At 70.7% G+C, this 21,557-nt stretch carries 20 protein-coding genes; 8 read left to right on the plus strand and 12 right to left on the minus strand.

Annotated features, from left to right (window positions below; genetic code table 11):
- Positions 1–159: 159 nt before the first annotated feature.
- From VZL07_RS05135 to VZL07_RS05175, 9 genes are all read right to left on the minus strand, one after another.
- Positions 160–1,143: a D-alanine--D-alanine ligase gene (locus VZL07_RS05135; RefSeq protein WP_426754212.1), complete on the minus strand. Its 984-nt coding sequence runs from the start codon at positions 1,141–1,143 to the stop codon at positions 160–162.
- A gap of 802 nt (positions 1,144–1,945) precedes the next feature.
- Positions 1,946–2,290, minus strand: coding sequence for a hypothetical protein (locus tag VZL07_RS05140; protein WP_426754213.1), 345 nt, complete (start codon positions 2,288–2,290; stop codon positions 1,946–1,948).
- A 2-nt stretch (positions 2,291–2,292) separates the two neighbouring features.
- Positions 2,293–4,083, minus strand: a complete 1,791-nt coding sequence (locus VZL07_RS05145) for a PEGA domain-containing protein (RefSeq protein ID WP_426754214.1) — start codon at positions 4,081–4,083, stop codon at positions 2,293–2,295.
- A gap of 69 nt (positions 4,084–4,152) precedes the next feature.
- Positions 4,153–5,529, minus strand: coding sequence for a S41 family peptidase (locus VZL07_RS05150; protein ID WP_426754215.1), 1,377 nt, complete (start codon positions 5,527–5,529; stop codon positions 4,153–4,155).
- Between the two features lie 58 nt (positions 5,530–5,587).
- Positions 5,588–6,448: an alpha/beta fold hydrolase gene (locus VZL07_RS05155; RefSeq protein WP_426754216.1), complete on the minus strand. Its 861-nt coding sequence runs from the start codon at positions 6,446–6,448 to the stop codon at positions 5,588–5,590.
- Positions 6,449–6,517: 69 nt separating this feature from the next.
- Entirely contained in the window at positions 6,518–7,651 is a 1,134-nt protein-coding gene (locus VZL07_RS05160) for a murein hydrolase activator EnvC family protein (protein ID WP_426754217.1), read from the minus strand.
- Positions 7,648–8,550 carry a cell division protein FtsX gene (locus tag VZL07_RS05165; protein WP_426754218.1) on the minus strand — a complete coding sequence of 301 codons (903 nt, stop codon included), beginning with the start codon at positions 8,548–8,550 and terminating at the stop codon, positions 7,648–7,650. The genes VZL07_RS05160 and VZL07_RS05165 overlap by 4 nt, the downstream gene beginning before the upstream one ends.
- Positions 8,547–9,239, minus strand: a complete 693-nt coding sequence (gene ftsE / locus VZL07_RS05170) for a cell division ATP-binding protein FtsE (RefSeq protein ID WP_426754219.1) — start codon at positions 9,237–9,239, stop codon at positions 8,547–8,549. Before ftsE ends, VZL07_RS05165 begins: the two co-directional genes overlap by 4 nt.
- 263 nt (positions 9,240–9,502) lie before the next feature.
- Complete coding sequence (locus tag VZL07_RS05175; RefSeq protein WP_426754220.1) at positions 9,503–10,069, minus strand: hypothetical protein; 567 nt, start codon at positions 10,067–10,069, stop codon at positions 9,503–9,505.
- A 215-nt stretch (positions 10,070–10,284) separates the two neighbouring features.
- Here VZL07_RS05175 and carF point away from each other — a divergent pair, with 215 nt between their 5' ends.
- Entirely contained in the window at positions 10,285–11,136 is an 852-nt protein-coding gene (gene carF / locus VZL07_RS05180) for a plasmanylethanolamine desaturase (RefSeq protein WP_426754221.1), read from the plus strand.
- 101 nt (positions 11,137–11,237) lie between these two features.
- Here the strand turns inward: carF and murI are convergent, their stop codons facing one another.
- Both murI and VZL07_RS05190 read right to left on the minus strand, forming a co-directional pair.
- On the minus strand, positions 11,238–12,053 hold the full coding sequence (gene murI, locus VZL07_RS05185) for a glutamate racemase (protein WP_426754222.1): 816 nt from the start codon (positions 12,051–12,053) through the stop codon (positions 11,238–11,240).
- Between the two features lie 112 nt (positions 12,054–12,165).
- Entirely contained in the window at positions 12,166–13,149 is a 984-nt protein-coding gene (locus VZL07_RS05190; protein ID WP_426754223.1) for a hypothetical protein, read from the minus strand.
- A gap of 194 nt (positions 13,150–13,343) precedes the next feature.
- Between VZL07_RS05190 and VZL07_RS05195 the strand changes: the two genes are divergently transcribed.
- The 7 genes from VZL07_RS05195 to VZL07_RS05225 all read left to right on the plus strand — a co-directional run bounded on the left by VZL07_RS05195 (position 13,344) and on the right by VZL07_RS05225 (position 20,228).
- On the plus strand, positions 13,344–14,057 hold the full coding sequence (locus tag VZL07_RS05195; protein ID WP_426754224.1) for a MotA/TolQ/ExbB proton channel family protein: 714 nt from the start codon (positions 13,344–13,346) through the stop codon (positions 14,055–14,057).
- A 12-nt stretch (positions 14,058–14,069) separates the two neighbouring features.
- The gene (gene tolR / locus VZL07_RS05200) at positions 14,070–14,537 is read left to right on the plus strand and encodes a protein TolR (RefSeq protein ID WP_426754225.1); all 468 of its coding nucleotides are present in this window, start codon (positions 14,070–14,072) and stop codon (positions 14,535–14,537) included.
- A gap of 3 nt (positions 14,538–14,540) precedes the next feature.
- The gene (locus VZL07_RS05205; RefSeq protein ID WP_426754226.1) at positions 14,541–15,329 is read left to right on the plus strand and encodes an energy transducer TonB; all 789 of its coding nucleotides are present in this window, start codon (positions 14,541–14,543) and stop codon (positions 15,327–15,329) included.
- Positions 15,326–16,618, plus strand: a complete 1,293-nt coding sequence (gene tolB, locus VZL07_RS05210) for a Tol-Pal system beta propeller repeat protein TolB (RefSeq protein WP_426754227.1) — start codon at positions 15,326–15,328, stop codon at positions 16,616–16,618. Before VZL07_RS05205 ends, tolB begins: the two co-directional genes overlap by 4 nt.
- A 216-nt stretch (positions 16,619–16,834) precedes the next feature.
- On the plus strand, positions 16,835–18,019 hold the full coding sequence (locus VZL07_RS05215; RefSeq protein ID WP_426754228.1) for an aminotransferase class V-fold PLP-dependent enzyme: 1,185 nt from the start codon (positions 16,835–16,837) through the stop codon (positions 18,017–18,019).
- Between the two features lie 14 nt (positions 18,020–18,033).
- Positions 18,034–18,969 (plus strand): Ppx/GppA family phosphatase, encoded by a 936-nt coding sequence (locus tag VZL07_RS05220; protein WP_426754229.1) that lies wholly within the window; start codon positions 18,034–18,036, stop codon positions 18,967–18,969.
- On the plus strand, positions 18,966–20,228 hold the full coding sequence (locus tag VZL07_RS05225; protein ID WP_426754230.1) for a spinster family MFS transporter: 1,263 nt from the start codon (positions 18,966–18,968) through the stop codon (positions 20,226–20,228). The genes VZL07_RS05220 and VZL07_RS05225 overlap by 4 nt, the downstream gene beginning before the upstream one ends.
- On the opposite strand, the gene VZL07_RS05230 is transcribed toward VZL07_RS05225, so the two are convergent.
- A complete protein-coding gene (locus tag VZL07_RS05230; protein ID WP_426754231.1) occupies positions 20,225–21,544 on the minus strand; it encodes a lysophospholipid acyltransferase family protein in 1,320 nt (439 codons plus the stop codon). The two genes, VZL07_RS05225 and VZL07_RS05230, sit on opposite strands and share 4 nt — an antisense overlap.
- Positions 21,545–21,557: the final 13 nt, after the last annotated feature.

Genomic DNA, 21,557 nt, shown 5'->3' on the forward strand with positions numbered 1-21,557 from the left:
CCGGACAATAGGAATGCGTTCGAGGCCGTGTCAAACTATTCCCCGGATTTGAACGTTCCGTTCACGGGGTTCTGACACCCTGCGTCACTCCTGACACACCCGGCTTGTGCCCCTGGCGCCGGGGTTGAAACAACGCCAGGGGTTGACCGACCTGAGGGGTCAGCTCACGGCACGGCGCGGTTCGGCCAGGGCCGGAAGGACCTCCTCCACTGCGGGTGCGTCCAGCACGCCCGCCTCGTCACGGGTGGCGAGCTCCAGGATGCGCTCGGTCAGCGACGCGAAGTCCAGCCCGGCCCTTGCGGCGATTTTCGGCAGCAGGCTGGTGGGGGTGAAGCCCGGCAAGGTGTTCACCTCCAGGATGACGTCGTTCTCCGTGTCGGAGCACAGCAGGTCCACCCGCGCCTGCCCGCGGCAGCCCAGCGCGCGGTACGCCGCCAGCGCCAGCGCCTCCACGTTGGCCACACGCGTCGGGGACAGCCGGGGTGGGCAGAAGTACATGGCGCCGCCCTTGTACTTGGCATCGAAGTCGAAGCCCTCGCGCGGCGTGGCCACCTCGCAGCTGCCGAGCACCTGGCCCCCCAGGATGCCCACCGTCACCTCGCGCCCCGCCACGAAGCGCTCCACCAGGGCCTCGCCGCCGAAACGGCACGCCTGAGCCACCGCGGGCGCCAGCGCCTCCGGCTCACGGACCACGGCCAGGCCCACCGACGAGCCGCCATGCGCGGGCTTCACCACGCATGGGAAGCCCAGGTCGCCGTGGAGGGTCAGGGCACGCCCGGCGTCCTCGCGCGCCACGGTGTAGCCCTGGGGCGTGCTGAGGTTGTGCAGACGGAAGAGCCGCTTGGCGAAGGGCTTGTTCATGGCCAGCGCTGACGCGAGCACGCCGGAGCCCGTGTACGGCAGCTCCAACAGCTCCAGCAGGCCCTGCACGCGCCCGTCCTCGCCCATGCGCCCGTGCAGGGCGACGAAGGCCACGTCCAGCTCGGCCGCGCGCAGTGCCCGGTCCAGGCCAGGGCCCGCGAAGATGCGGGTCACCTGGTGCCCTCGGGACTCGAGCGCCGCCACCACGGCCTCTCCCGTCTTGAGCGAAATCTCCCGCTCCTCGCCCCACCCGCCCATCAGCACTCCCACGCGCTTGCCCATGTCGATGATGCCTCCTGGGCGGGGTGCAGAGCACGGAGGATGCCAAGCACGGCGCGTCTCGTGGGAAGCAACAGCGCGTGCGGTCTCCCTCTGGAAGTGGGGCTGGCGCGGGTGGGCGACGGACGAGCGGGCGTGTCCTCCCGGCCACGCCGCGGCCCGGTGACCACGGACGTGGCCAGATGAGGAGCCACGGCGCCCCGACGCCCCCGGATCGAGGTACCCGCGTGTGGCAGCCCCCGAAGGCGCAGCCAGGGTTCGGGCTTGGTGACTACAGTCACGTCACGGGAACCGAGTCGCGCGTCCTCGACTCCAGAAGCGTCACGATGCGGGGGCCGTTCCCAGGCAGGCGCGGTGCGCACTCAGCGACCACGAGAGCAGCCCGTTCAAGCGCTGCGCCCCGAGGCGAGGCCCATGCCGGACACCTCTCATGGGACGTCAGCTCGCAACGCGGCTCGACGCGGCCCAGGTAGCCACACCAGCGTCAGCGTACCGCCGCAAACCGCGAGGCTCGCCACCGCCCCGTCGCCATACGGCCAGCGTGCCGCCGCAACTCAAAGGCCCGACATGGCCCCGTCGCCACACGGCCAACGTGCTGCCGCAACTCAGAGGCGAGGCCCAACCAGGCCCGGTCGCTACACCAGCGACAGCGTGCCGCCGCAACTCAGAGGCGCGGCTCGACACGGCCCGGTAGCCCCACCAGCGTCAGCGCGACACCCCACCTCGCCGAGGCGCGACGCGGGCCATGCCGTGACGGGCGCGGCTCGCGCAGAGGAGCCGCCCCCGAACTTCACACGAGAGGCGCTCAGCTCGTCGGATGGTCCGGCAGGGTCTCCACGGGCCCTGCATCCGGGTCCGTCTCACCAGGCCCTGCATCCGGGTCCGTCTCACCGGCATCACCGGCGCCCGCGTCAGGGTCGAGCCCCGCGTCGGGGTCGAGCCCCCCGTCCGTGCCGGCATCCGCACCGCCGTCGGGCGGAGTCGTGCCATCGGACGTGCACGCGTTGTCGACACAGGTGTAGCCCTCGAGGCAGCGGTTGAACTCATCGCAAGGCTGCCCCTCCTCGTCGAAGTCGACGAGGAGGCTGCACGCGGACAGCCCGCTACCCAGGGCCACGGAGACAAGGAGGTTTCTCAAAGGACGGCGCATGGCTAGTAGTTCCGGAGATCGTCTTCGTCGAGAGCAGGCCGCTTCTTCTCTTCCTGACGCCGCCGCTCCTCTTCCCGCCGCCGCTCTTCCTGCTCGCGCTGCGCCGCGGCCTCCTCCTGCTTGCGCCGCTCCTCCAGCTCCTTGCGCTGGCGCTCCACCTCTTCGCGGCGCTTGCGGAGCTCTTCCTCACGCTGACGCGCTTCTTCCTCCTGCGCGTTCTTGCCCGCCTCCTTCTGGGTCGAAGCAGGCGTCGTCTGGGCCGGAGGCGGTGGCATGGGCAGCGCCTCCTTCATCGTGGAAGAGTCCTCCTGCGCGGCGGGCACCGGCGTCGGCGCGGGACGGCTCGAACGGGACGAGGCCTTGGAGCTGCTGCCACCGCCGCCGTTCGCGAAGGCGAAGTAGCCGCCCACGCCCGCGGACGCGAGCCCCAGGAGGATGCCGAGGTCGGCCACCAGCGCGTACGACTTGCCGGTGCTCTTGAGGTCCTCGGCGCGGCTGCTGTTCTGGACCGCGCGCTTGAAGTCATCCGACTTCGCGGAGGCCTCCATGCCGAAGTAGACGCCGCCAGCCAGCAGCGCCACACCGGTGGCCATCAGCACGTAGCCCACCGTGCGGCGCGTGCTGCTGACCCCGGTGGAGAAGTGCGTCACCGGCTTGCCACCCTGCCGCGGCGCATCAGCGCTCACGAGCTGAGCGAGCAGCGCCTGCGAACCCTCCGCCAGCGCCTCGCCGCGCGGCACCGTCCCCAGCGCGTACGCCTGGTTGTGGCCATCCGACACGTCCAGCCGGACGCCCGTCACCGCCAGCGGCCCGGCGCCAGCGCCACCACGCACCAGCAGCGCCAGCACCTGAGGCACGCCCGCGAGCGTGCCCAGCTCGCGCAGCGCCTGGTCCCGCTCGGGGCCCTCCGGCTTGCGCGCCACCTGCTCCGAGAGAAGCTGCAGGCCGGTCGCCGAAGGCAGCGGCGCCAGGGTGAGGTTGGCCTCGCCCTCGCGCTCCCGGCGCTGGTTGGTCGCGAAGCCCGGCGCCACCACCGTCACGTAGTGGTCCGCCGGCGTGAGGCCGGTGATGTCCACCGGCGAGATGCCACGGAACTGGCCGTCCACGAACACCTGGGCGGGCACCGGCTCGGTGCTCACGCGCAGGGTGCTCTTCGTGCCCGTCAGCACCGCCTTCCGTTCCTTCTCGACGAAGGTCATCTCCTCCGGCGGGAAGTAGTTGGGCGAGAAGCGCGCCTCGGGGTTCAGCGCCAGCGCGGTGCGAATCTCCAGCTGCGCGGCGGTGTTCTCGCCGTTCGCCACCTGGGACGCGGCCTTCATCACCCGCGCGCGGCTCAGCTCGGTGAAGCGCAGGGAGAGGTCCGCCCCCTCGTAGGCGCGCACCGCCTTGTCGAAGAGCACCAGCGCCTTCTCGGTGTCGAGCTCGTCATAGGCGCGCTGCCCCGCCTTCATCGCCTCGGCGCCCTCGGCCTCGCGGGCCTGGCGCTCGCGCAGCCCCTCCGCGTCCAGGGCATCCGACAGGCGCACCAGCTTCAGCCGTCCGGAGCGCGCCACCGCCTGCTCCGCCTCGCGCGCCAGCCGGGCCGCGTCCGCCCGGGCGGTCGCGTCCAGCGCAATGGCCACCACGGTGACCGCTGGCGCATCCGCCGGAGCCTCGGCCGTGGCCGCGCTCAGGGCCCCAGGCACCAGCCGCGTGGACACGGGCGTCTGCGCCGCCGCGGGTCCCACGGCCAGCAGCCCCACCAGCCATCCACTCAACGCGGCGTGAGCCGCTCGCACTTTCGATGGTCGCATCACTCGTTCACCTTTGGCTCGTCGTGCATCAAACGGACTGCACGGCGAAAAGCAAGAGAGAAGGAGTCCTCAGCGACCCGCGGCCCGGGCTGGCACGCGCGAGGGAGCGGAGGCCACGCCATGGAGATAGTCCAAGGCGACCCGCAAGGGATAGTCCTCGAGCTTCGCGGTGACGTCCCAGGGCTTGAGGCCCTCGGGCAGTCCTCGCGGCTCGGGCGCCGCGGGCTCGCTCGTGACCGAGGGCTCTGCGCGGAAGTGACGCTGGAGGTCCTTCTCGCGCACCACGTTACGCGGCACCTTGCCACCGGGCTCGTCGGGGACGAGGAAGTCCGGGGTGATGCCGCGCTCCTGGATGCTGCGCCCCTTGGGCGTGTAGTAGCGCGCGATGGTCAGCTTCAGGCCCGAGCCATCCTCCAGCTCGATGACCGTCTGGACGCTGCCCTTGCCGAAGGTGGGCGTGCCCATGATGGTGGCGCGGCCGTGGTCCTGGAGCGCACCCGCCACGATTTCGGACGCGGAGGCGCTGCCCGCGTTGACCAGCACCACCACGGGGTAGTCCTTCTCCGTGTCGCGGTCCTTGCTGCGCTCCATCGTGCCGCCACGACCGTCACGCCCCCGGGTGGAGACGATGGGCAGGTTGCCCGGCAGGAACCGGTCGCTCACCGCCACCGCTTGGTCCAGGAGCCCGCCCGGGTTGTTGCGCAGGTCCAGCACCAGGCCGCGCAGCTCCTTGCCGCCGTTGAGCCCGCGCAGCCGCTCCAGCTCCTTGCGCAGGTACAGGTCCGTGCGGTCCTGGAAGTTCTTCACCTTCACGTGGCCGATACCGCCGTGAAGGGCCCCCTCCACGGAGACGATGCGGATGTGGTCGCGGATGATGGCGATCTCCCGCGGGGCGGTGAAGCCCTGGCGCATGACGGTCAGCAGCACGCGGCCGCCGGCCGGGCCGCGCATCTTCTGCATCGCGCGCGCCACGTCCATGCCCTCGGTCCGCTCGCCGTCGATGGCCACCAGCTCGTCGCCGGCCTTGATGCCCGCGCGCGCCGCGGGCGTGTCGTCGATGGGGGCCACCACCACGATGCGCTCGCCCTTGCGCGCGATCTCCATGCCCAGGCCCCCCCACTCGCCCGAGGTATCGATTTTCATCTCCCGGAAGACCTCCGGGGGGAGGAACACGGTGTGCGGATCCAGCGTCTCCAGCATGCCCTGGATGGCGCCGTACATGAGCCGCTGGCGGTCCGGCGGCTCCACGTAGTTGTTCTCCACGTAGGAGAGCACCCGCGCGAACACCTCGAGCTGGCGGTACGTGGCGTCGTCGCGCTCGGCCTTCTCCGCGCTCGTCGCGGCGCCTCCGCTCTTCCGGGGCGGCTCGGCGGCATCCGCCGAGGAGACACACAGGAGAGCGAAGGCGGCCAGCGCCGCGCGCCACGGCTGGGAGGAACCCGTCACGTCGGTACGTCCTTTCCCGGGAAGGCCCCGGAAGGCTCCGTACCAGTCTACCCGGCCGTCACAGCTCCGCCGAGTCGGCGAAACGCACCAGGTGCGAGACCAGCTCGTCCGGGCGCTCCAGCTGCGGCACATGCCCGAAGCCATCCACCACCCGCACCTGGGCATGGGCAGGCAGGTGGGCGCGGTACCAGTTCAGCGTCTCCGAGGGCAGCAGCCGCTCGCTGCCGCCCCACAGGAACAGCACCGGCATGGCCAGGTTGCGCACCTGCTCGGGGGCCAGGCAGGCGCGCGTGGCCAGCGCCTCCGCGGTCAACGCCCGCACGGTGGGCGTGTCGTAGAAGTGGCGCAGCTCGTACGCGAAGAGCAGCGCGGGCAGCGGCGGGCGGTGGAACAGCCGCCGCGTGAAGGCGCGCGCCTCCGCGGGCGACTTCACGGCGAACGAGTTGAGCAGCGCGGTGTTCTCCGCCTCCGGCAACTCCGCGCCCGCGGGGGCCACCAGCGCCAGCGCGCGCACCCACTGCGGGTGCTCCGCCGCCAGGTTCACCGCCATGGCGCCCCCCAGCGAGTTGCCCACGACGAAGGCCGGCGCCTTCACCACCTCCTCCACGTAGGCGCGCAGCACCTCGAACTGGTTGCGCACGCACACCTCACCGCCGCAGTACTCGACGGAGAAGCCATGGCCCGGCAGGTCCGGGGCGAACACGCGGGAGAACCGCTTCGCCATCCCGAAGAGGGTGCGCCCGAAGCCGTTGGCGGAGCCGCCCAGTCCGTGCACCAGCACCACCGGCGGCCCCTTGCCTTGCCCCGTCAACGCATAGTGGTGCACGTCCTGACCACCGACACGCACCGTCGAGGACTCGACACCACGCGCCACCAGCATGTGCCGCAGCGCCTTTTGCATTCCGCCCATCAGGTCCATGCGCTCGACTGCTCCTCGCAGAAGTGTCCCTGGACAATAACAACGGGCCCTCGGCCTTGCCGCATTGCGTCAGGGTGCCGGGCTCAGCCAGAGGGCGGGGTCGACTGCCTGGCCGCCCTTGCGAACCTCGAAGTAGAGGTAGGCGCCCTTGAGGGAGCCGGTATCCCCCACCTCCCCCACGACGTCTCCCGGGAACACCATGGCGCCCAGCTCGGGAAGGATGGAGGACAGGTGGGCCATGAGGGTGTGGTAGCCGTCCCCGTGGTCCAGGATGAGCAGGTTGCCGTAGCCGCGCAGCGAGCCCGCGTAGGCAACGGTGCCTTCGGCCACCGCCCGCACCGGCGTGCCCGCCTTGGCGCGGATGTCCAGGCCCTTCTGGACGGTGACGGTGTTGAAGCGCGGATTGACGACCTTGCCGAAGCCCACCTCCACCACGCCCTCCACGGGCCGGGGAAGCTTGCCGCGCAGCGCGCCGAAGCCGCTCGTGGCGGGCAGCTCCTTCAAGTCCTGCACCACGCGCGTCAGCTCCGCGTCGGCCTGCTCCAGCTCGCGCACCGCGCGCCGGGCCAGCTCCGCCTCGCCCGCGAGCGTCCCCACCACCTCTTCCAGCCCTTCCTGCTGCATGCGGGCCAGCCGCTCCTGCTCCTGGAGGAAGGCCATGCGCGCGGCGAGAGAGGCCTGGAGCCGCTCCAGCTCGCGCGTCGCCTGACGCTGGAGGCGCGCCACGCGCTGCACGGTGCGCAGCAGCTCCAGGTCGCCGGACATGCTGGCCTCCAGCGCCCGCGCGCGCCACACCAGCGCCGCGAAGTCCTCGGCCGACAGCAGCACCTCCAGCGGGCGGCGCCGCATGAGGCGGTAGAGCGTGCGCAGGCGCGGGGACAGCCGCCGCAGTTGCAGCTTCAGCGCCTCGGCCAGCACGGCCTGTTCGCGCTCGGCCAGCAGCACCCGGCGGCGGAACACGGCCAGCTCGCCCTCCAGCGAGCGCACGCGCCGGCGGGAGAAGGCGGCCATCTCCTGCATCAGCTCCACGCCCTCCAGCACGGAGAGCTTCTTCGCCTCCACGAGCGCCAGCGTCGCGCGCTGCGCGGCCAGCCGCTCACGCAGCGCGGCCTGCTCGGCCTCCTCGGGCACCGGCTCCGGCGCGGCGGCCGAGGCGACCGAGGCCCAGAGCCCCAGCGCCAGCACGAGGAGGCACCGGCTCATACGCGGAGGAAGCGCCCCACGGCGACGAAGCTGCCGCCCAGCCCCAGGCCGCAGCCAGCACACAGCAGCTCCAGCGCCAGCCGGGGCTCCACCCACGGCGCCGCGACGCCGGGCCCCAGCAGGAAGGCGAAGAGCGCGCCCAGCGTCGGCCCCAGCACCCGGCCGAAGGCCCACAGGCCGAACAGCGCCACCGCCGCGCCCAGCACGCCTTGAAGCAGGCCCTCCAGGAGGAAGGGCGCCTTGACGAAGCGGTCGGTGGCGCCCACCAGCTTCTGGATTTCAATCTCGCCGCGCCGCGAGTAGATGGCCAGCTGCAGCGTCGCCGCCACGATGACCACGGTGGCGCCCAGCACCACCGCGAAGGCCACCAGCGTGCCGAAGCGCAGCGCCCGGGCGATGGCCGACAAGCGCTGCACCGCGGCCTCGCCGTAGTCCACGCCCGCCACGCCAGGCGCGTCCCGCAGCGCCCGGGCCAGGGACTGGAGCGCGTCCGGATTGCGCCGCTCCGGGGGCACGCGCAGCTCCAGCGACACCGGCAGCGGATTCTCGGGCAGCTCGGCCAGCGCCTCGCCCAGGTCGCCCAGCTCCGTGCGCAGCCGCGACAGTGCCACGTCCGGCGACACCAGCGTCACCACGCCGCCGCTGAGCGTCTCCACGTAGGAGCGCACACCGTGAACCTCGTCCGCGTCCAGCTCGGGCGACAGGTACACCGTCACCTCGACCTCGCCGCCCAGCGAGGCCAGCAGGTTGTCCAGCACCCGCGCCGCGCCCCGGGCCATGCCCGCGGAGAACAACGCGATGGCAATGGTCGTCACCGCGATGAAGTGCACGAAGGGCGACTGCTTCAGCCCCACCGCCGCCGAGCGGCAGAAGTACGTCACCTTCGACAGCGCGCTCATACCACCATCCGGCGCGCCGCCTTGACGCCGTCCTCGTCGGACACAATCTGTCCCCGCTCCAGGCGCACCGTGCGCTTCTGGTAGCGCGACAGCAGCGTCGCATCGTGCGTGGCCACCATCACCGTGGTGCCGCGCACGTTGACCTGGGTGAGCAGGTCCATGATTTCCACCGTGAGTGCCGGGTCGAGGTTCCCCGTGGGCTCGTCCGCCAGCAGGATGGTGGGGTCGTTGACGAGCGCCCGCGCGATGACGACGCGCTGCTGCTCTCCACCCGACAGGCGCAGCGGAAACGAGTCCGCCTTGTGCTCCAGGCCCACCAGCTTGAGCATCCGCCGGACCTTCTCGCGCGCCTCCGCGCGGGGCACGCCCAGCACGTCCAGGGTGAAGGACACGTTGTCCTCCACCGTCCGGTGCGGCAGCAGCTTGAAGTCCTGGAAGACGACGCCGATGTTGCGCCGCAGGTACGGCACCGCGGACTCGCGGATGCGGGCGATGTTGCGGCCGCCCACCAGAATCTGCCCCTTGGTGGCCTTCTCCGCGCAGAAGATGAGCTTCAACAGCGTCGTCTTCCCCGCGCCCGAAGGGCCCGTGAGGAACACGAACTCACCCTTCTCCACGTTGAGGTTGATGTCCGACAGCACCGGTGGGTCACCGGGGTACGCCTTGTATACGTGGAAGAACTGAATCATGGCGGCGCGCGGAAGGCCGCCAACCTAGCACGCCCGGCGAGCCGCCCCCACGCACGCCCCGCGAGAGGGAGCCTCGATGGCCCCCGAGGCCCAGGCAGCCGGGCTGGATGCACGCGCACGACGTGCCGGCCCCGGCTGACGCGCCCCACCCCGAGGCCGCGGGCGCGCGTCAGAAAGGCCTGGCGCGGCACACACACACACGCAGCACCGGAGTGGCACGCAGGTGCCCCATCCAGCGCGGACGTAGGACCTTCGCGGGAGGGCTACTGCTCGCCCTCACCCGCCAGGTAGCTGAGGATGACCTCGTCGAGGCTCTTCTCGGAGATGAGGTCCTCGCCGAAGAGCGTCTCCACGCCAATCTCGTTGATCTTCGGCTTCTCCTTGAGGGCGCGCGCGGCGGCGACCTCCGGAGGAACCACGGCGGGAGCGGGCGGGGCCACGGGCTGCGGGGGCGGCGCGGGCCGCTGCGCCATGGACTGCCCTGGCTGCAGCTTCACCTGCGCGGCGTCCCCATCCGCCGCGAGCTGACCGGGCTGGTAGCTGCGCGCGGTGGACTCGTAGCTGTCGTACACCCCGTTGATGAGGTTGCGCAGCATCTCCTTGTGCTGCTCCTCCATCAACTCACGCACGACCTCCGCGAGGTTCTCCGCGTTGAGGATGTCCGCGTAGGACGTCTTCTTCGACGCGAGGATGTTCCCGCCCACGAACAGGTGGGTGATGATGTGGGGGTTGTTGATGCCCGAGTCCTCGGTCTGGACGTGGTAGACCTTCCCCTTGTGCTTGATGTTGTGGTTGAAGCCGGTGACGGCTTTTTCGAAGGTTTTCGTCATCGCCGAGGTCGCGGACCGTACCAGCCGCATCCTCACGACACAAGGTAAGCGTGACCTGCCCTGTGTCCCTTGCGCGCGAGCGGCTCCCAGCCCCACCAACCGTGCAGGCCCACGCATTCGCCCGGCGCGTCCGTTGAAAAGCCGAAAGCGGCTGGGATACGTACAAGCGGACGGACGTGGTTCTCAACGACCCCACGAACGGCCAGGACGCCCGGATGAAGACCCAAGAGATTGAGAAGAAAGTGCGCCAGCAGGATGCGCAGGTGCTGGCCCAGGGGTACTCACCCGCCATCCGCGCGATGGAGATTGGCGCCATCGTCTCCTTCATCTCCCTGGAGGCGGCCCTGGTGTACCGGCTGTGGGGCAATCCGCACACGGGCACCTGGCTGCTGCTGAGCGCGGTGCTGCTGGGCTACCTCGCCGCGGACTTCGTCTCGGGCTTCGTGCACTGGCTGGGCGACACGTGGGGCTCCACGGAGATGCCCATCCTCGGCAAGGCGCTCATCCGCCCCTTCCGCGAGCACCACGTGGACGAGAAGGCCATCACCCGCCACGACTTCGTGGAGACGAACGGCAACAACTGCCTCATCTCCCTGCCCGTGGCCATCATGGCCCTGTGCATGCCCATGAGCAGCCCCGGCTGGGTGTTCTGCGCGTCCTTCCTGGGCGCGATGATTTTCTGGGTGATGGCGACCAATCAGTTCCACAAGTGGTCGCACATGGACACGCCGCCCGCGCTCGTCGGCTTCCTCCAGCGCGTGCACCTCATCCTCCCGCCCGACCACCACCGCATCCATCACACCAAGCCGTACAACAAGTACTACTGCATCACCGTGGGCTGGCTGAACAAGCCGCTGACGATGATCCACTTCTTCCCCGCCGCCGAGCGCCTCATCACCTGGGCCACCGGCCAACTGCCGCGCCAGGACGACATCGGCGCCGAGGCGGCCCTCGCGCTGGTCGCCGCGGAGAGCACCAGCGAGGCCCCGGTGGTCCAGGCCGCCAAGGAGCTGCTCACCAAGGCCACCGCCCCGGAGAAGCCCGCCTCCTCCCGGCCGTCGGTCTGAAGCGGCCGCTCCGTGCCACCGCCCGCGCGGCTGCTGGCGCCACCTGACGAAGCCCCCTAGGGACAGGCGCCGCCCTCCACTGCGGCGTGTCAGGCGTCACGTCAGAAGGTCAGGTCCACCTGCTCGGCGGCGGTGATGGGCCGCCCCAGGAAGCGGGCCCCCACCTCCATGAAGCGCTCGGGCACGTCCGTCACGTAGTACGCGTGTGACGGCGAGCCGTGCTCCCCAGAGGCCAGGCCGCCCCGCTCCGCGAGCAGCGTGGCCACAGCCTCGGCGGTGGCCTCCGCGGAGTCCACCAGCGCCACCCGCGGCCCCACCACCTCCGCGATGACGCCCTTGAGCAGCGGATAGTGCGTGCAGCCCAGCACCAGCGTGTCCACGCCGTCCCGGGTGAACTCGGCCAGGTAGTCTCGCGCCACCAGCAGCGGGACGTCGCCCGTGGTCCAGCCCTCCTCCGCCAGGGGCACGAAGAGCGGGCAGGCGCGGGCCTTGGCCCGCACCCGCGGGTCCGCGGCCTCGAGCGCGCGCTGGTAGGCCCCGGAGCGGATGGTGCCGGGTGTGCCGATGATACCCACCCCACCTCCTCGCGTGCGCGCCAGCGCCGCCTGCGCCCCCGGGAGGATGACGCCCACCACGGGCACCGGGAGCGCCGCCTCCAGCGCGGGCAGCGCCACCGCCGAGGCGGTGTTGCAGGCCACCACCAGCAGCTTGATGCCGCGCTCCAGCAGGAACTCCGCGTTCTTCAGCGAGTAACGCGTCACCACCTCGCCAGACTTGGTGCCGTAGGGCACCCGCGCGGTGTCCCCCAGGTACACCGTGCTCTCGTGGGGAAGCCGGGACATGAGCGCCTTGAGGACGGTGAGCCCTCCGACGCCTGAATCGAACACGCCAATGGGACTGTGGCTGCCTTGCCGCATGGGGCGTGTCCCTATCACGTTTGATGCCAGCGCCAGCGGCGGTCCCCGCAAGCACGAAGGGCCGGAGCATCCGCCCCGGCCCTCCGCTCACTTCCCCGCCTGCCGCCCGCGCCTACTCCTGGGTGAGGTACACCGGCAGCGCGGCGTTGGGGCCCGGGAACTCGTGGGCCACCACGTCGATGACAGGCGAGTCGATGGGAGAGAAGTACTCGCGGCCATCGTATGCCTGGGCGTACATCTCGACCACGTAGCGGCCGGGCCGCAGGAACTCGTACACCACCGGGGTCGGCGTCGGAGAGTCGATGCAGTCATGCCAGTCGCCGACGTCGCCGTACACGAGCTCGCCCGTGTAGTAGTCCCGGAAGTTGATGCCCACGCGGGTCACCCCGGCCTCGTAGCAGCTCAGCGGCGTGCCGTACCACGAGCGCAGCACCCACCGGACGGAAGCCCCACCGACAGCCCACAGCGAGACCGTGTGCGAGGTCGGCCGGCTCGCCTGGGTGTCGATTCCGCCGATGAAGTAGTACCAGGGCCGCCCCTGCGCATCGACGGCGACGAACTCCACGTCGTGATAGCCCGGCGCCAGGTACCGTGTCTGGATCTGGTTGCCGCCGTGGCCCTCCCAGCACTCGGCGCGCTCCCACTCTCCATCATCGATGCGGAACTCGATGTGGGTGATTCCCGCCTGGTTGCAGTTGGGGCTGGGGCTGTACGTGTTCGCCGGGAAGAGCCAGCTCAGGTAGGCGAAGGACGGCGGGCTTCCCACCGGCGTCATGTCCACGTTCACCGACACATCACCGTCCACGGTGAAGGTGCCGTGGGCCTCGTACAGCAGCTCGTTGGTGTAGCTGACGCCCTCCAGGTGGAACTCGTACGTCCCCGGCAAGAAGTCGTGGAGGACGATGCCGTCGAAGCCGTTCGTCTCGCAATTGTAGCGGCCGCCGTTGGCCAGCGACTCGCCCGGGATGATGACATTGACGCCCATCACGGCGCGGTCCTCGGAGCAGCGGAGTCCGCCGAAGCTCCAACGGAAGGTCACGTCCCCCTCGTAGCGGGGCGACTCGTTGACGATGCAGCCAGGGAGGATCGCAAACATGCAGAGGAATGCGACCAACAACCGGGAGTTCATGGGGCACCTATCGGTGGGGCGGTGAGGTGTTCGGCCCGTTTCTGCTCCATCCGACGGGCAACGCCGGGAATTATTCACCCTCATGGGCAATCCGGCTCAAGCAACCAACCGTCCCCCCATTGTTTGACCCTGTCTAATCGGAGTGTTACGCGCTGCTCCCCATGACGCCCCACCTGCCCCTGGCGCTTGGCGCCATGAACTACGTGGAGATCATCCGCGACGCCTCCTTCATCGAGCTGGCCGTCCTCCTGCTCCTGATGGGCGTATCCGTCGCCTCCTGGGCCCTCATCGCCATGAAGGCGTCCCAGCTCGCCAAGGCCCGCGCACAGTCTCTCACCTTCCTTGACACCTTCTGGAAGGCCTCCCGGCTGGAGGCCATCTACCAGTCGGCCCAGAAGCTGGACGGCTCGCCGCTGTCCAAGGTCTTCTGCGCCGGTTACGAGGAGCTGACCAAGCTGGCGCAGGCCAAGGAAGGCGGCGGCGAGGGCGGCGCCCTGGCCGAGCGGCTGGGCGGCATCGAGAACGTGGAGCGCGCGCTCCACCGCGCCGCCACCGCGCAAATCACGGAGCTGGAGAACCGGGTGTCCTTCCTGGGCACGGTGGGCGCGGCCGCGCCCTTCGTGGGCCTGTTCGGCACCGTCATCGGCATCCTGAGCGCGTTCAACCAGATTGCCGAGCAGGGCAACGCGACGCTGGCCACCGTGGCCGCGCCCGTGGGCAACGCGCTCTTCGCCACCGCCGCCGGCCTGTTCGCGGCGATTCCGGCGGTGGTCGCCTACAACTCGTTCGTCAGCCGCATCAAGGTGTTCGACACGGAGATGTCGAACTTCTCCGCGGACTTCCTCAACATCATCAAGCGTCACTTCTTCCGGTAGGCGGGCGCGACCATGGGAATGGGCGGAGGAAACCGCGGCGGTGGCCGCACCACCATGAGCGAGATCAACGTCACGCCCATGGTGGACGTGATGCTGGTGCTGCTCATCATCTTCATGGTGACGGCCCCGCTCATCCAGCAGGGCGTGAAGGTGAACCTGCCGGAGACGCGGGCCGCGCCGGTGGAGGCCACGGAGAAGAAGCTCGTGCTCTCCATCGACGCGGGTCGCAAGGTCTACATCGGCGATGCCGAGGTGGCGCTGGAGGAGCTGGAGCAGAAGCTGGCCGCCAACGCCAAGGCGCAGGCCGACAAGGAGGTCTATCTCCACGCGGACCGGGACGTGCCGTACGGTGTGGTGGTGGAGGTGATGGCCGCGGCCCAGCGCGCCGGCATCGGCAACGTGGGCATGATTACGGACCCGTCGGCCGGGGGCCGGACGTCCAACACCGGCAAAGGCAAGTCGAAGGAAGCGAAGCGCTAGCCCATGACGCACTCCGCGGTCAGCCACAGCCTGCTCGTCACGCGCTCCACTCGGATGTCGCGCTTCGTGGTGGTGTCGGTGGTGGGGCACGTCCTGGTGCTCGTGGCGGCGATTGCGTACGCACGCTTCTCCTCCGGCCCCAAGGTGGACCTGGACGCCAAGCCCATCCGCGCCACGCTGGTGCGCCTGGGCAAGCCCCGCGACTCCAAGCTGCTGCCGCGCAAGGAGCAGCTGCCGCCGCCGCCCAAGAAGGTGGAAGCGCCCAAGCCCGCTCCCGAAGCGCCGCCTCCGCCGCCCACGCCCGCCAAGGTGGCGGTGCCCGTTCCGGGTGTCCAGCCGGAGCCGTCTCCGTCCAAGCCCACGCCGCAGAAGGGCGAGGACACGGGTGAGGACCGGCGCAAGCGCCTCTTCGGCGCCTTCGACAAGACGGCCAAGGCCGCCGAGCCCGAGGAAGCGGAGGGCGCCGAGGACGGAGACCCGGACGGCGACTCGGCCACCGCGGAGGGCGAGCGCTACTTCGGCCTGCTGCAGTCTCAGGTGCGCCGTCACTACAGCGTGGCGGACACCATCCCCGAATCCGAGCGGCTGCACCTCAAGGCCATGGTGGCGGTGCGCCTGGGCCGCACGGGTGAAGTGCTGGACGTGAATCTCACCAAGGCCAGTGGGAACGACCTCTTCGACGCGGCCGTCATCACGGCCGTGCGCAAGGCCGCGCCCTTTTCTCCTCCCCCGGACCATCTCCGGGACGCCCTGCAGAAGAGTGGCGTCAACCTGGTGTTCAACGCCCTATGAAAGCCCTGCTCCTCTCCCTCCTGTTGCTCCCCGTCGTCGCGCTCGCGCAGGCGCCCACCATCGAAATCTCCGGCGCCAACTTCCGTCCGCTGCCGGTGGCGGTGCCCGCCCCCCTGACGCAGAACGACGGCGCGAAGGCGTTGGCGGCCCCGTTCGACGCGGCCTTCAGCTTCGACCTGTCCGCCTCTGGCATCCTCCAGGTGCTGGACCGCAAGGGCTTCACCGCGGACCCGAAGGAAGGCATGGCGGCGGCCAGCATCAACTTCAGCCGCTGGTCGGACGTGGGCGCCGAGGCGCTCGTGAAGGTGTCGCTGGCGCAGGACGGCGGCGTGCTGCGCGGTGAGATGCGCCTGTTCAACGTGGGCACCGGCCGCGAGGACCTGAAGGTGTCCAAGGACGCGCCGGCCGACAACGCCTCCCTGCTCGCGCACCGGCTGGCGGACGCGCTCTACCGGCACTTCACCCGCGAGCCCAGCCCCTTCCTGTCGCGCATCGCCTACGTGCGCAAGGCGGGCAACAACCGCGACGTCGTCGTGGCGGACTGGGATGGCGGCAACGCCCGCGCGCTCACCAAGGGCGGCATCAACATCCTGCCCGCGCTGAGCCCGGACGGCGCGCAGGTCGCCTTCACCACGTACCGGAAGAACCGCCCGGACATCTACGTGCAGGCGCCCGGCGGCGAGGCGCGCGCGGTCATCTCCGGTGGGCAGATGGCGACGGGCGCGGCCTTCTCTCCGGACGGCAAGCGCATCGCCTACTCCCTGGCGGAGGGCGAGAGCGCGCAAATCTACGTGGCCAACGTCGACGGCAGCGGCAACCGCGCGCTCACCGACACGCCCTACGGCCTCAACACCAGCCCCACCTGGTCTCCGGATGGCAAGCGCATCGCCTTCGTGTCCAACCGGGGCGGCAGCCCGCAGGTCTATGTGATGAACGCGGATGGCACGGGCGTGCGCCGGCTCACCTTCCAGGGCAACTACAACCAGACGCCGGATTGGTCGCCGCGCGGGGACCTCATCGTCTTCACCGCTCGCGACGAGCGCAACGCCTTCGACCTCTTCACCATCAACGTGGAGACGGGCAAGGTGACGCGCCTCACGCAGGACCAGGGCAGCAACGAGGAGCCCGCCTTCTCTCCCAACGGCCGCCTCATCGTCTTCACGTCCACGCGCAACGGCGGCTCGCAGCTCTACGTCATGACGGCGGACGGCAACAACCAGCTGCCTCTGCGCGCCGAGAAGGGCGTCTACCAGACGCCGGACTGGGCGCCGCTGCCGCAGGCGCAGTAGTTGCGACTCGCACGGCTGGGGCGCTCGAGCCCCAGCCCTTTCGCGGGAAGAGGCGACGCGCCTCGTCCAGGCCCGTGGCGCCCCCTCGGTGGAAGCCGGCATCGGGCAAGCACCGCATCGATATCTGAGTGCCTCCGGACAGTGCCCCGTCGGCCCATGCCGGATGCTCCTGCGGTGCGTTGACAGGAACAGCCCGCTCGGGTCGAGTCCTTGCGCATGAGCGCGTCCTTCCGAAGCCACTGGAGCCTGGACCCCGAGGTCATCTTCCTGAACCACGGCTCGTTCGGGGCCTGCCCCACGGCCGTCCTCCAGCGCCAGTCCGAGCTGCGGGCCCGCCTGGAGGCGGAACCGGTGCGCTTCCTCCACCGCGAAATCGAGCCCCTCCTCGACGACGCCCGCACGGCGCTGGCCGAGTTCCTCGACGCGGACGCGGACGACCTGGGCTTCGTCCCCAATGCCACCGCGGGCGTCAACACGGTGCTGCGCTCGCTGCGCTTCGCCCCCGGCGACGAGCTGCTCACCACCGACCACGAATACAACGCCAGCCGCAACGCCCTGGACTTCGTCGCCTCCCAGTGGGGCGCGAAGGTGGTGGTGGCGAAGCTGCCCTGGCCGGTGCCCTCCGCGCAGTCGGTCGTGGACGCGGTGCTGCCCCACGTGACGCCGCGCACGCGCCTGTTCCTGGTGGACCATGTCTCCAGTCAGACGGCCCTGGTGATGCCGCTGGCGCAGCTCGTCACCGCGCTGCGCGAGCGCGGTGTGGAGACGCTGGTGGATGGCGCGCACGGGCCGGGCATGCTGCCGCTGTCGCTTCGCACGCTGGGCGCGGGCTACTACACCGGCAACTGCCACAAGTGGATGTGCGCGCCCAAGGGCGCCGCGTTCCTCCACGTCCGCAGGGAGCTCCAGCCCGCAATCAAGCCGCTGGCCATCAGCCACGGGCACAACTCCCGGCGGACGGACCGCTCGCGCTTCCGGCTCGACTTCGACTGGACGGGGACGCACGACCCCTCCGCCGTGCTCTGCGTGCCCGAGGTGATTCGCGTCGTGGGAGGCCTGCTCCCCGGCGGCTGGCCCGAGGTGATGACCTCCAACCGCGCCAAGGCGCTTGCGGCGCAAAACATGCTGTGCGCCCGGTTGGGCACCCAGCCCCCCTGCCCCGAGGACATGGTGGGCAGCATGGCCACGGTGGCCCTGCCGGACGGCTTCCCGGAAGCGCCCGAGCCCCCGCTCTTCGTGGACCCGCTCCACCTGCGCCTCTTCGACGACTACCGCATCGAGGCGCAAATCACCCCCTGGCCGCGTCCGCCGCACCGGCATGTGCGCATCTCCGCGCAGCTCTACAACACCCCGGCCGACTACGAGGCCCTGGGCAGCGCTTTGGAAGCGCTGCTGCGTTGAGTAGGCTGCCGCGCATGTCGCGTTTCGCCACCATCGATGTGGGAAGCAACTCGGTGCTGCTGCTCGTCGCCGAGCGCATGCCGGACGGCCGTTTCGAAGCGGTGAAGGAGCGCGCGGAAATCACCCGCCTGGGCCGGGGCGTGGACGCGACGCGCCGGCTCTCTCCCGAGGGCATGGAGGCGACGCTCCAGGTGCTGGAGTCCTTCGCCAGCGAGGCGCACGCGCTGGGCGCGCAAGCCATCGCCGTCTCCGCCACCAGCGCCGCGCGCGACGCGGAGAATGGCGCGGAGTTCCTGGCGGCGGCGAAGGCCCGCGCGGGCGTGACGGTGGAAATCATCTCCGGCGCCATGGAGGCGGAGCTGTCCTTCGCCGCGGTGCACGCGGACTTCGCGGCGGACGCCGCGGGCCCGCTGCTGGTGCTCGACATCGGCGGCGGCTCCACCGAGTTCATCTACGGCAACCGCGGCGGCCACGTGGACTTCCGCCACAGCTTCGACGTGGGCGCGGTGCGGCTCACGGAGCGCTTCGTCCGCTCGGACCCGATGACGGCCGAGGACCGCGCACGCGTCGAGGCGCACCTCCGGGAGACGTTCCGGGCCCTCCCTGCTCCGCCTCCAGGTGCCGCGCTGGTGGGCGTGGCGGGCACCGTGACGACCCTGTACGCCGTCCAGCACGGCATCGCCCCGTATGTCGCGGAGCAGGTCCACGGCGGCACGCTGTCCGTGGGCGAGCTGTCCGCCCTGACGGACCGGCTGTGCGGCCTCCCGCTGGAGCAGCGACGCCCCCTGCCCGGCATGCAGCCCAAGCGCGCGGATGTCATCCCCGCCGGTGCACTCATCCTGCTCGAAGCGGTGAAGGCCCTGGGCCTGGACGCGTGCCGGGTGAGTGACAGGGGGCTGCGCTGGGGCCTGCTCGCGCACCGCTTCGGAGCCGGAGCCACCTCTCCATGAACGCCCAACCCGCGGCCTCACCGGCCGCGCCCGCCGCGCCCGCCAGCAACGCGGGCTATGCGCTGCTCATCCTCACCCTCATCAACTTGGTCAACTACCTCGACCGCTACATCGTCGCGGTGGCGCTGCCGGGCATCCAGAAGGAATTCGGCATCAACGACACGCAGTCCGGCCTGCTGGGCACCATGTTCATCGTGGTGTTCATGCTGGCCTCGCCGGTGGGAGGGTTCCTCGGGGACCGCTTCCCGCGGCGGCTGCTCGTGGCCGGCGGCGTGATTCTCTGGAGCCTCGCCACCGGGGCCAGCGGGCTGGCCACGTCGTTCGGCGCGCTGCTCCTGGCTCGCGCGGTGATTGGCATCGGTGAGGCCGGCTACGGCGCGGTGGCGCCGAGCATCATCTCGGACCTGTACCCCCGGGAGCAGCGCACGCGGATGCTGGCGTTCTTCTACATCGCCATTCCCGTGGGCGCGGCGGCGGGCTACGGCCTCGGCGGGTGGCTGACGCAGGCCTACTCGTGGCACGTCGCCTTCTTCGCGGGCGGCGTCCCGGGCCTGATTCTGGGCGCCATGGCCTTCTTCATGCCGGAGCCCCAGCGGGGCGCCATGGACGGGCCGGACGCGGAGGCAAAGCTGCCCTTCCTCGTGGGCCTGAAGGGGCTGGGGCGCAACGCGGCCTTCTGGGCGGTGACCGCCGGCTACACGTTGATGACGTTCTCCATCGGCGGACTGGGCTTCTGGATGCCCACGTACCTGGTGCGTGAACGGGGCCTCGCGCAGGACAGCTCGGGCTTCATCTTCGGCGCGATTACGGCGGTGGCGGGGCTGCTGGGGACGGTGGCGGGCGGCTGGCTCGGCGACAAGCTGGACCGCAGACGCGAGGGCGGCGGGCTCTGGATGTCGGGCATCGGCCTGCTGCTCGCGGCGCCGTGCATGTACCTGGCGGTCAACCTGGACGCCGTCGGCCCGACCTTCGCCGCGATTGCCGTGGCGCAGTTCCTCATCTTCCTCAACAGCGGCCCCATCAACGCGGCCATCGTCAACTGCGTGCCGCCCGCGTTCCGCGCGTTCGCCATGGGGCTGAACGTGCTGTGCATCCACCTGCTCGGTGACGCGATTTCGCCCACGCTCATCGGCAACATCGCGGACGCGTCCAGCCTGCACACCGCCATCGCCGTGAATGCGCTGCCGGTCCTCCTGGGCGGCTTCGCGCTGCTGCTGGGTGCGAAGCTCTTCCGGGAAGCGGTGCCCCGGGCGCGCTAGCTTCGGGCGGTGGCATCCAGCCGCGGCCGGTACTCATCGGCCAGGCGCTCCACTTCCGAGGCCAGCCGCTCGCCATCCGCGAGCAGCAGCGCCTTGAGCCGCGCGCGGTTGCCCAGCGTGAAGAACACGCGGATGTCGCGCTGGAGCGCCTCCCAGCGCTCCGAGAAGTAGAGGGTGAAGAGCGCCAGCGGCGGCACCGCCACGAAGACGGCCACCGCCAGCGCGGCGCCGCCCCAAACCGCCGCGGCGGCCGTCAGCGCCCCCCACCACACCAGCGCCACCACGAAGGCGGTGAGGAACTTCACCGTCGCCTGCACGTCCAGCTCGGCGCTGCGGCTGGCGAGCCGCGGCACCTGGTACGGCAGCCAGAACAGGCCCAGGCCGAGCGCGAACAGCGGCAGTCCCAGCACCAGCGCCAGCAGGTTCTTCACGACGAAGGGCACCACGTTTCCGGGGCGGTAGACGAGCGCCAGGTCCTCCGGCCCGGTCGCCTGGACCAGCGCCAGCCGATGCTGGAAGGCGGCCAGGTGCGCGCGGAGCCCCTCGAAGCGCTCCGGCTCCCGGGCACGGAAGAGCTGGACGCCGCGCGCCCACAGCCGGAGCCGCTCCGCGTCGAGCGCCCCCCCCTGCTTGAAGGCGAAGAGCTGCTCGGCGAGCTGCACCAGCGGCAGGTCCGCCCACTGCTCCAGGTTCAGCGTCACCGCGCGCAGCCCTTCGGCGATGCGCTCGGTGAGGGCCCGGACGGCGTCGGGCTCCGCGGCGGCGTCCGCGGGCAGGAAGGCCGCCACGTCGATTGCGGGGCCCACGTCGATGAGCACCTCGCTGCGGAACACATGCTTCTCCGCGTAGGTGAGCCCCACGGGGATGATGCGCACGGGCGCTCCCGCCTTCGCCGCGCTCAGGGCGATGCGCGCCGCGCCCGTCTTCAGCTCGGCGAGCCCGGGCTCCGAGTGGCTCTTCCCCTCGGGGAAGATGGTGATGGCGCGGCCCTGCACCAGCGCGCCCTTCGCCGCCTCCAGCGTGCCCTCGTTGCCCGCCATCTTCGACGGGTCATCCTGCTTGCGGTACACGGGCAGCGCGTCCAGCCCCTTCAGCAGCCAGCCGATGACGGGCATCCGGAACAGCGGCGCCTTCGCCAGGAAGGTCACCTTGCGCCGCGTGAGGATGAACACCAGCGCCGGGTCGATGAGCCCGTTCGGGTGGTTGCCGACAAAGAGCACCGGGCCGTCCGGCTCCAGCGCCGGGGCATTCACCTTCACCCGGTAGAAGAGCCGCAGGCACAGGGCCACCACCGCACGCACGCACGCGTAGAACACGCTGGGGACTGTA

Origin of the sequence: Pseudomyxococcus flavus (assembly GCF_050038885.1) — a bacterium.
Classification (GTDB): Bacteria; Myxococcota; Myxococcia; order Myxococcales; family Myxococcaceae; genus Myxococcus; species Myxococcus flavus.

What these genes read in the sequence shown, in the direction of transcription:
- VZL07_RS05160 (WP_426754217.1), bottom strand. Translation starts at nt 7,651, where the DNA reads ATGAGCCGGTGCCTCCTCGTGCTGGCGCTGGGGCTCTGGGCCTCGGTC.
- VZL07_RS05190 (WP_426754223.1), bottom strand. Translation starts at nt 13,149, where the DNA reads ATGTTTGCGATCCTCCCTGGCTGCATCGTCAACGAGTCGCCCCGCTAC.
- murI (WP_426754222.1), bottom strand. Translation starts at nt 12,053, where the DNA reads ATGCGGCAAGGCAGCCACAGTCCCATTGGCGTGTTCGATTCAGGCGTC.
- VZL07_RS05140 (WP_426754213.1), bottom strand. Translation starts at nt 2,290, where the DNA reads ATGCGCCGTCCTTTGAGAAACCTCCTTGTCTCCGTGGCCCTGGGTAGC.
- VZL07_RS05155 (WP_426754216.1), bottom strand. Translation starts at nt 6,448, where the DNA reads ATGGACCTGATGGGCGGAATGCAAAAGGCGCTGCGGCACATGCTGGTG.
- tolB (WP_426754227.1), top strand. Translation starts at nt 15,326, where the DNA reads ATGAAAGCCCTGCTCCTCTCCCTCCTGTTGCTCCCCGTCGTCGCGCTC.
- VZL07_RS05165 (WP_426754218.1), bottom strand. Translation starts at nt 8,550, where the DNA reads ATGAGCGCGCTGTCGAAGGTGACGTACTTCTGCCGCTCGGCGGCGGTG.
- ftsE (WP_426754219.1), bottom strand. Translation starts at nt 9,239, where the DNA reads ATGATTCAGTTCTTCCACGTATACAAGGCGTACCCCGGTGACCCACCG.
- VZL07_RS05215 (WP_426754228.1), top strand. Translation starts at nt 16,835, where the DNA reads ATGAGCGCGTCCTTCCGAAGCCACTGGAGCCTGGACCCCGAGGTCATC.
- VZL07_RS05135 (WP_426754212.1), bottom strand. Translation starts at nt 1,143, where the DNA reads ATGGGCAAGCGCGTGGGAGTGCTGATGGGCGGGTGGGGCGAGGAGCGG.
- VZL07_RS05175 (WP_426754220.1), bottom strand. Translation starts at nt 10,069, where the DNA reads ATGACGAAAACCTTCGAAAAAGCCGTCACCGGCTTCAACCACAACATC.
- VZL07_RS05220 (WP_426754229.1), top strand. Translation starts at nt 18,034, where the DNA reads ATGTCGCGTTTCGCCACCATCGATGTGGGAAGCAACTCGGTGCTGCTG.
- VZL07_RS05225 (WP_426754230.1), top strand. Translation starts at nt 18,966, where the DNA reads ATGAACGCCCAACCCGCGGCCTCACCGGCCGCGCCCGCCGCGCCCGCC.
- VZL07_RS05145 (WP_426754214.1), bottom strand. Translation starts at nt 4,083, where the DNA reads ATGCGACCATCGAAAGTGCGAGCGGCTCACGCCGCGTTGAGTGGATGG.
- VZL07_RS05205 (WP_426754226.1), top strand. Translation starts at nt 14,541, where the DNA reads ATGACGCACTCCGCGGTCAGCCACAGCCTGCTCGTCACGCGCTCCACT.
- tolR (WP_426754225.1), top strand. Translation starts at nt 14,070, where the DNA reads ATGGGAATGGGCGGAGGAAACCGCGGCGGTGGCCGCACCACCATGAGC.
- VZL07_RS05195 (WP_426754224.1), top strand. Translation starts at nt 13,344, where the DNA reads ATGACGCCCCACCTGCCCCTGGCGCTTGGCGCCATGAACTACGTGGAG.
- carF (WP_426754221.1), top strand. Translation starts at nt 10,285, where the DNA reads ATGAAGACCCAAGAGATTGAGAAGAAAGTGCGCCAGCAGGATGCGCAG.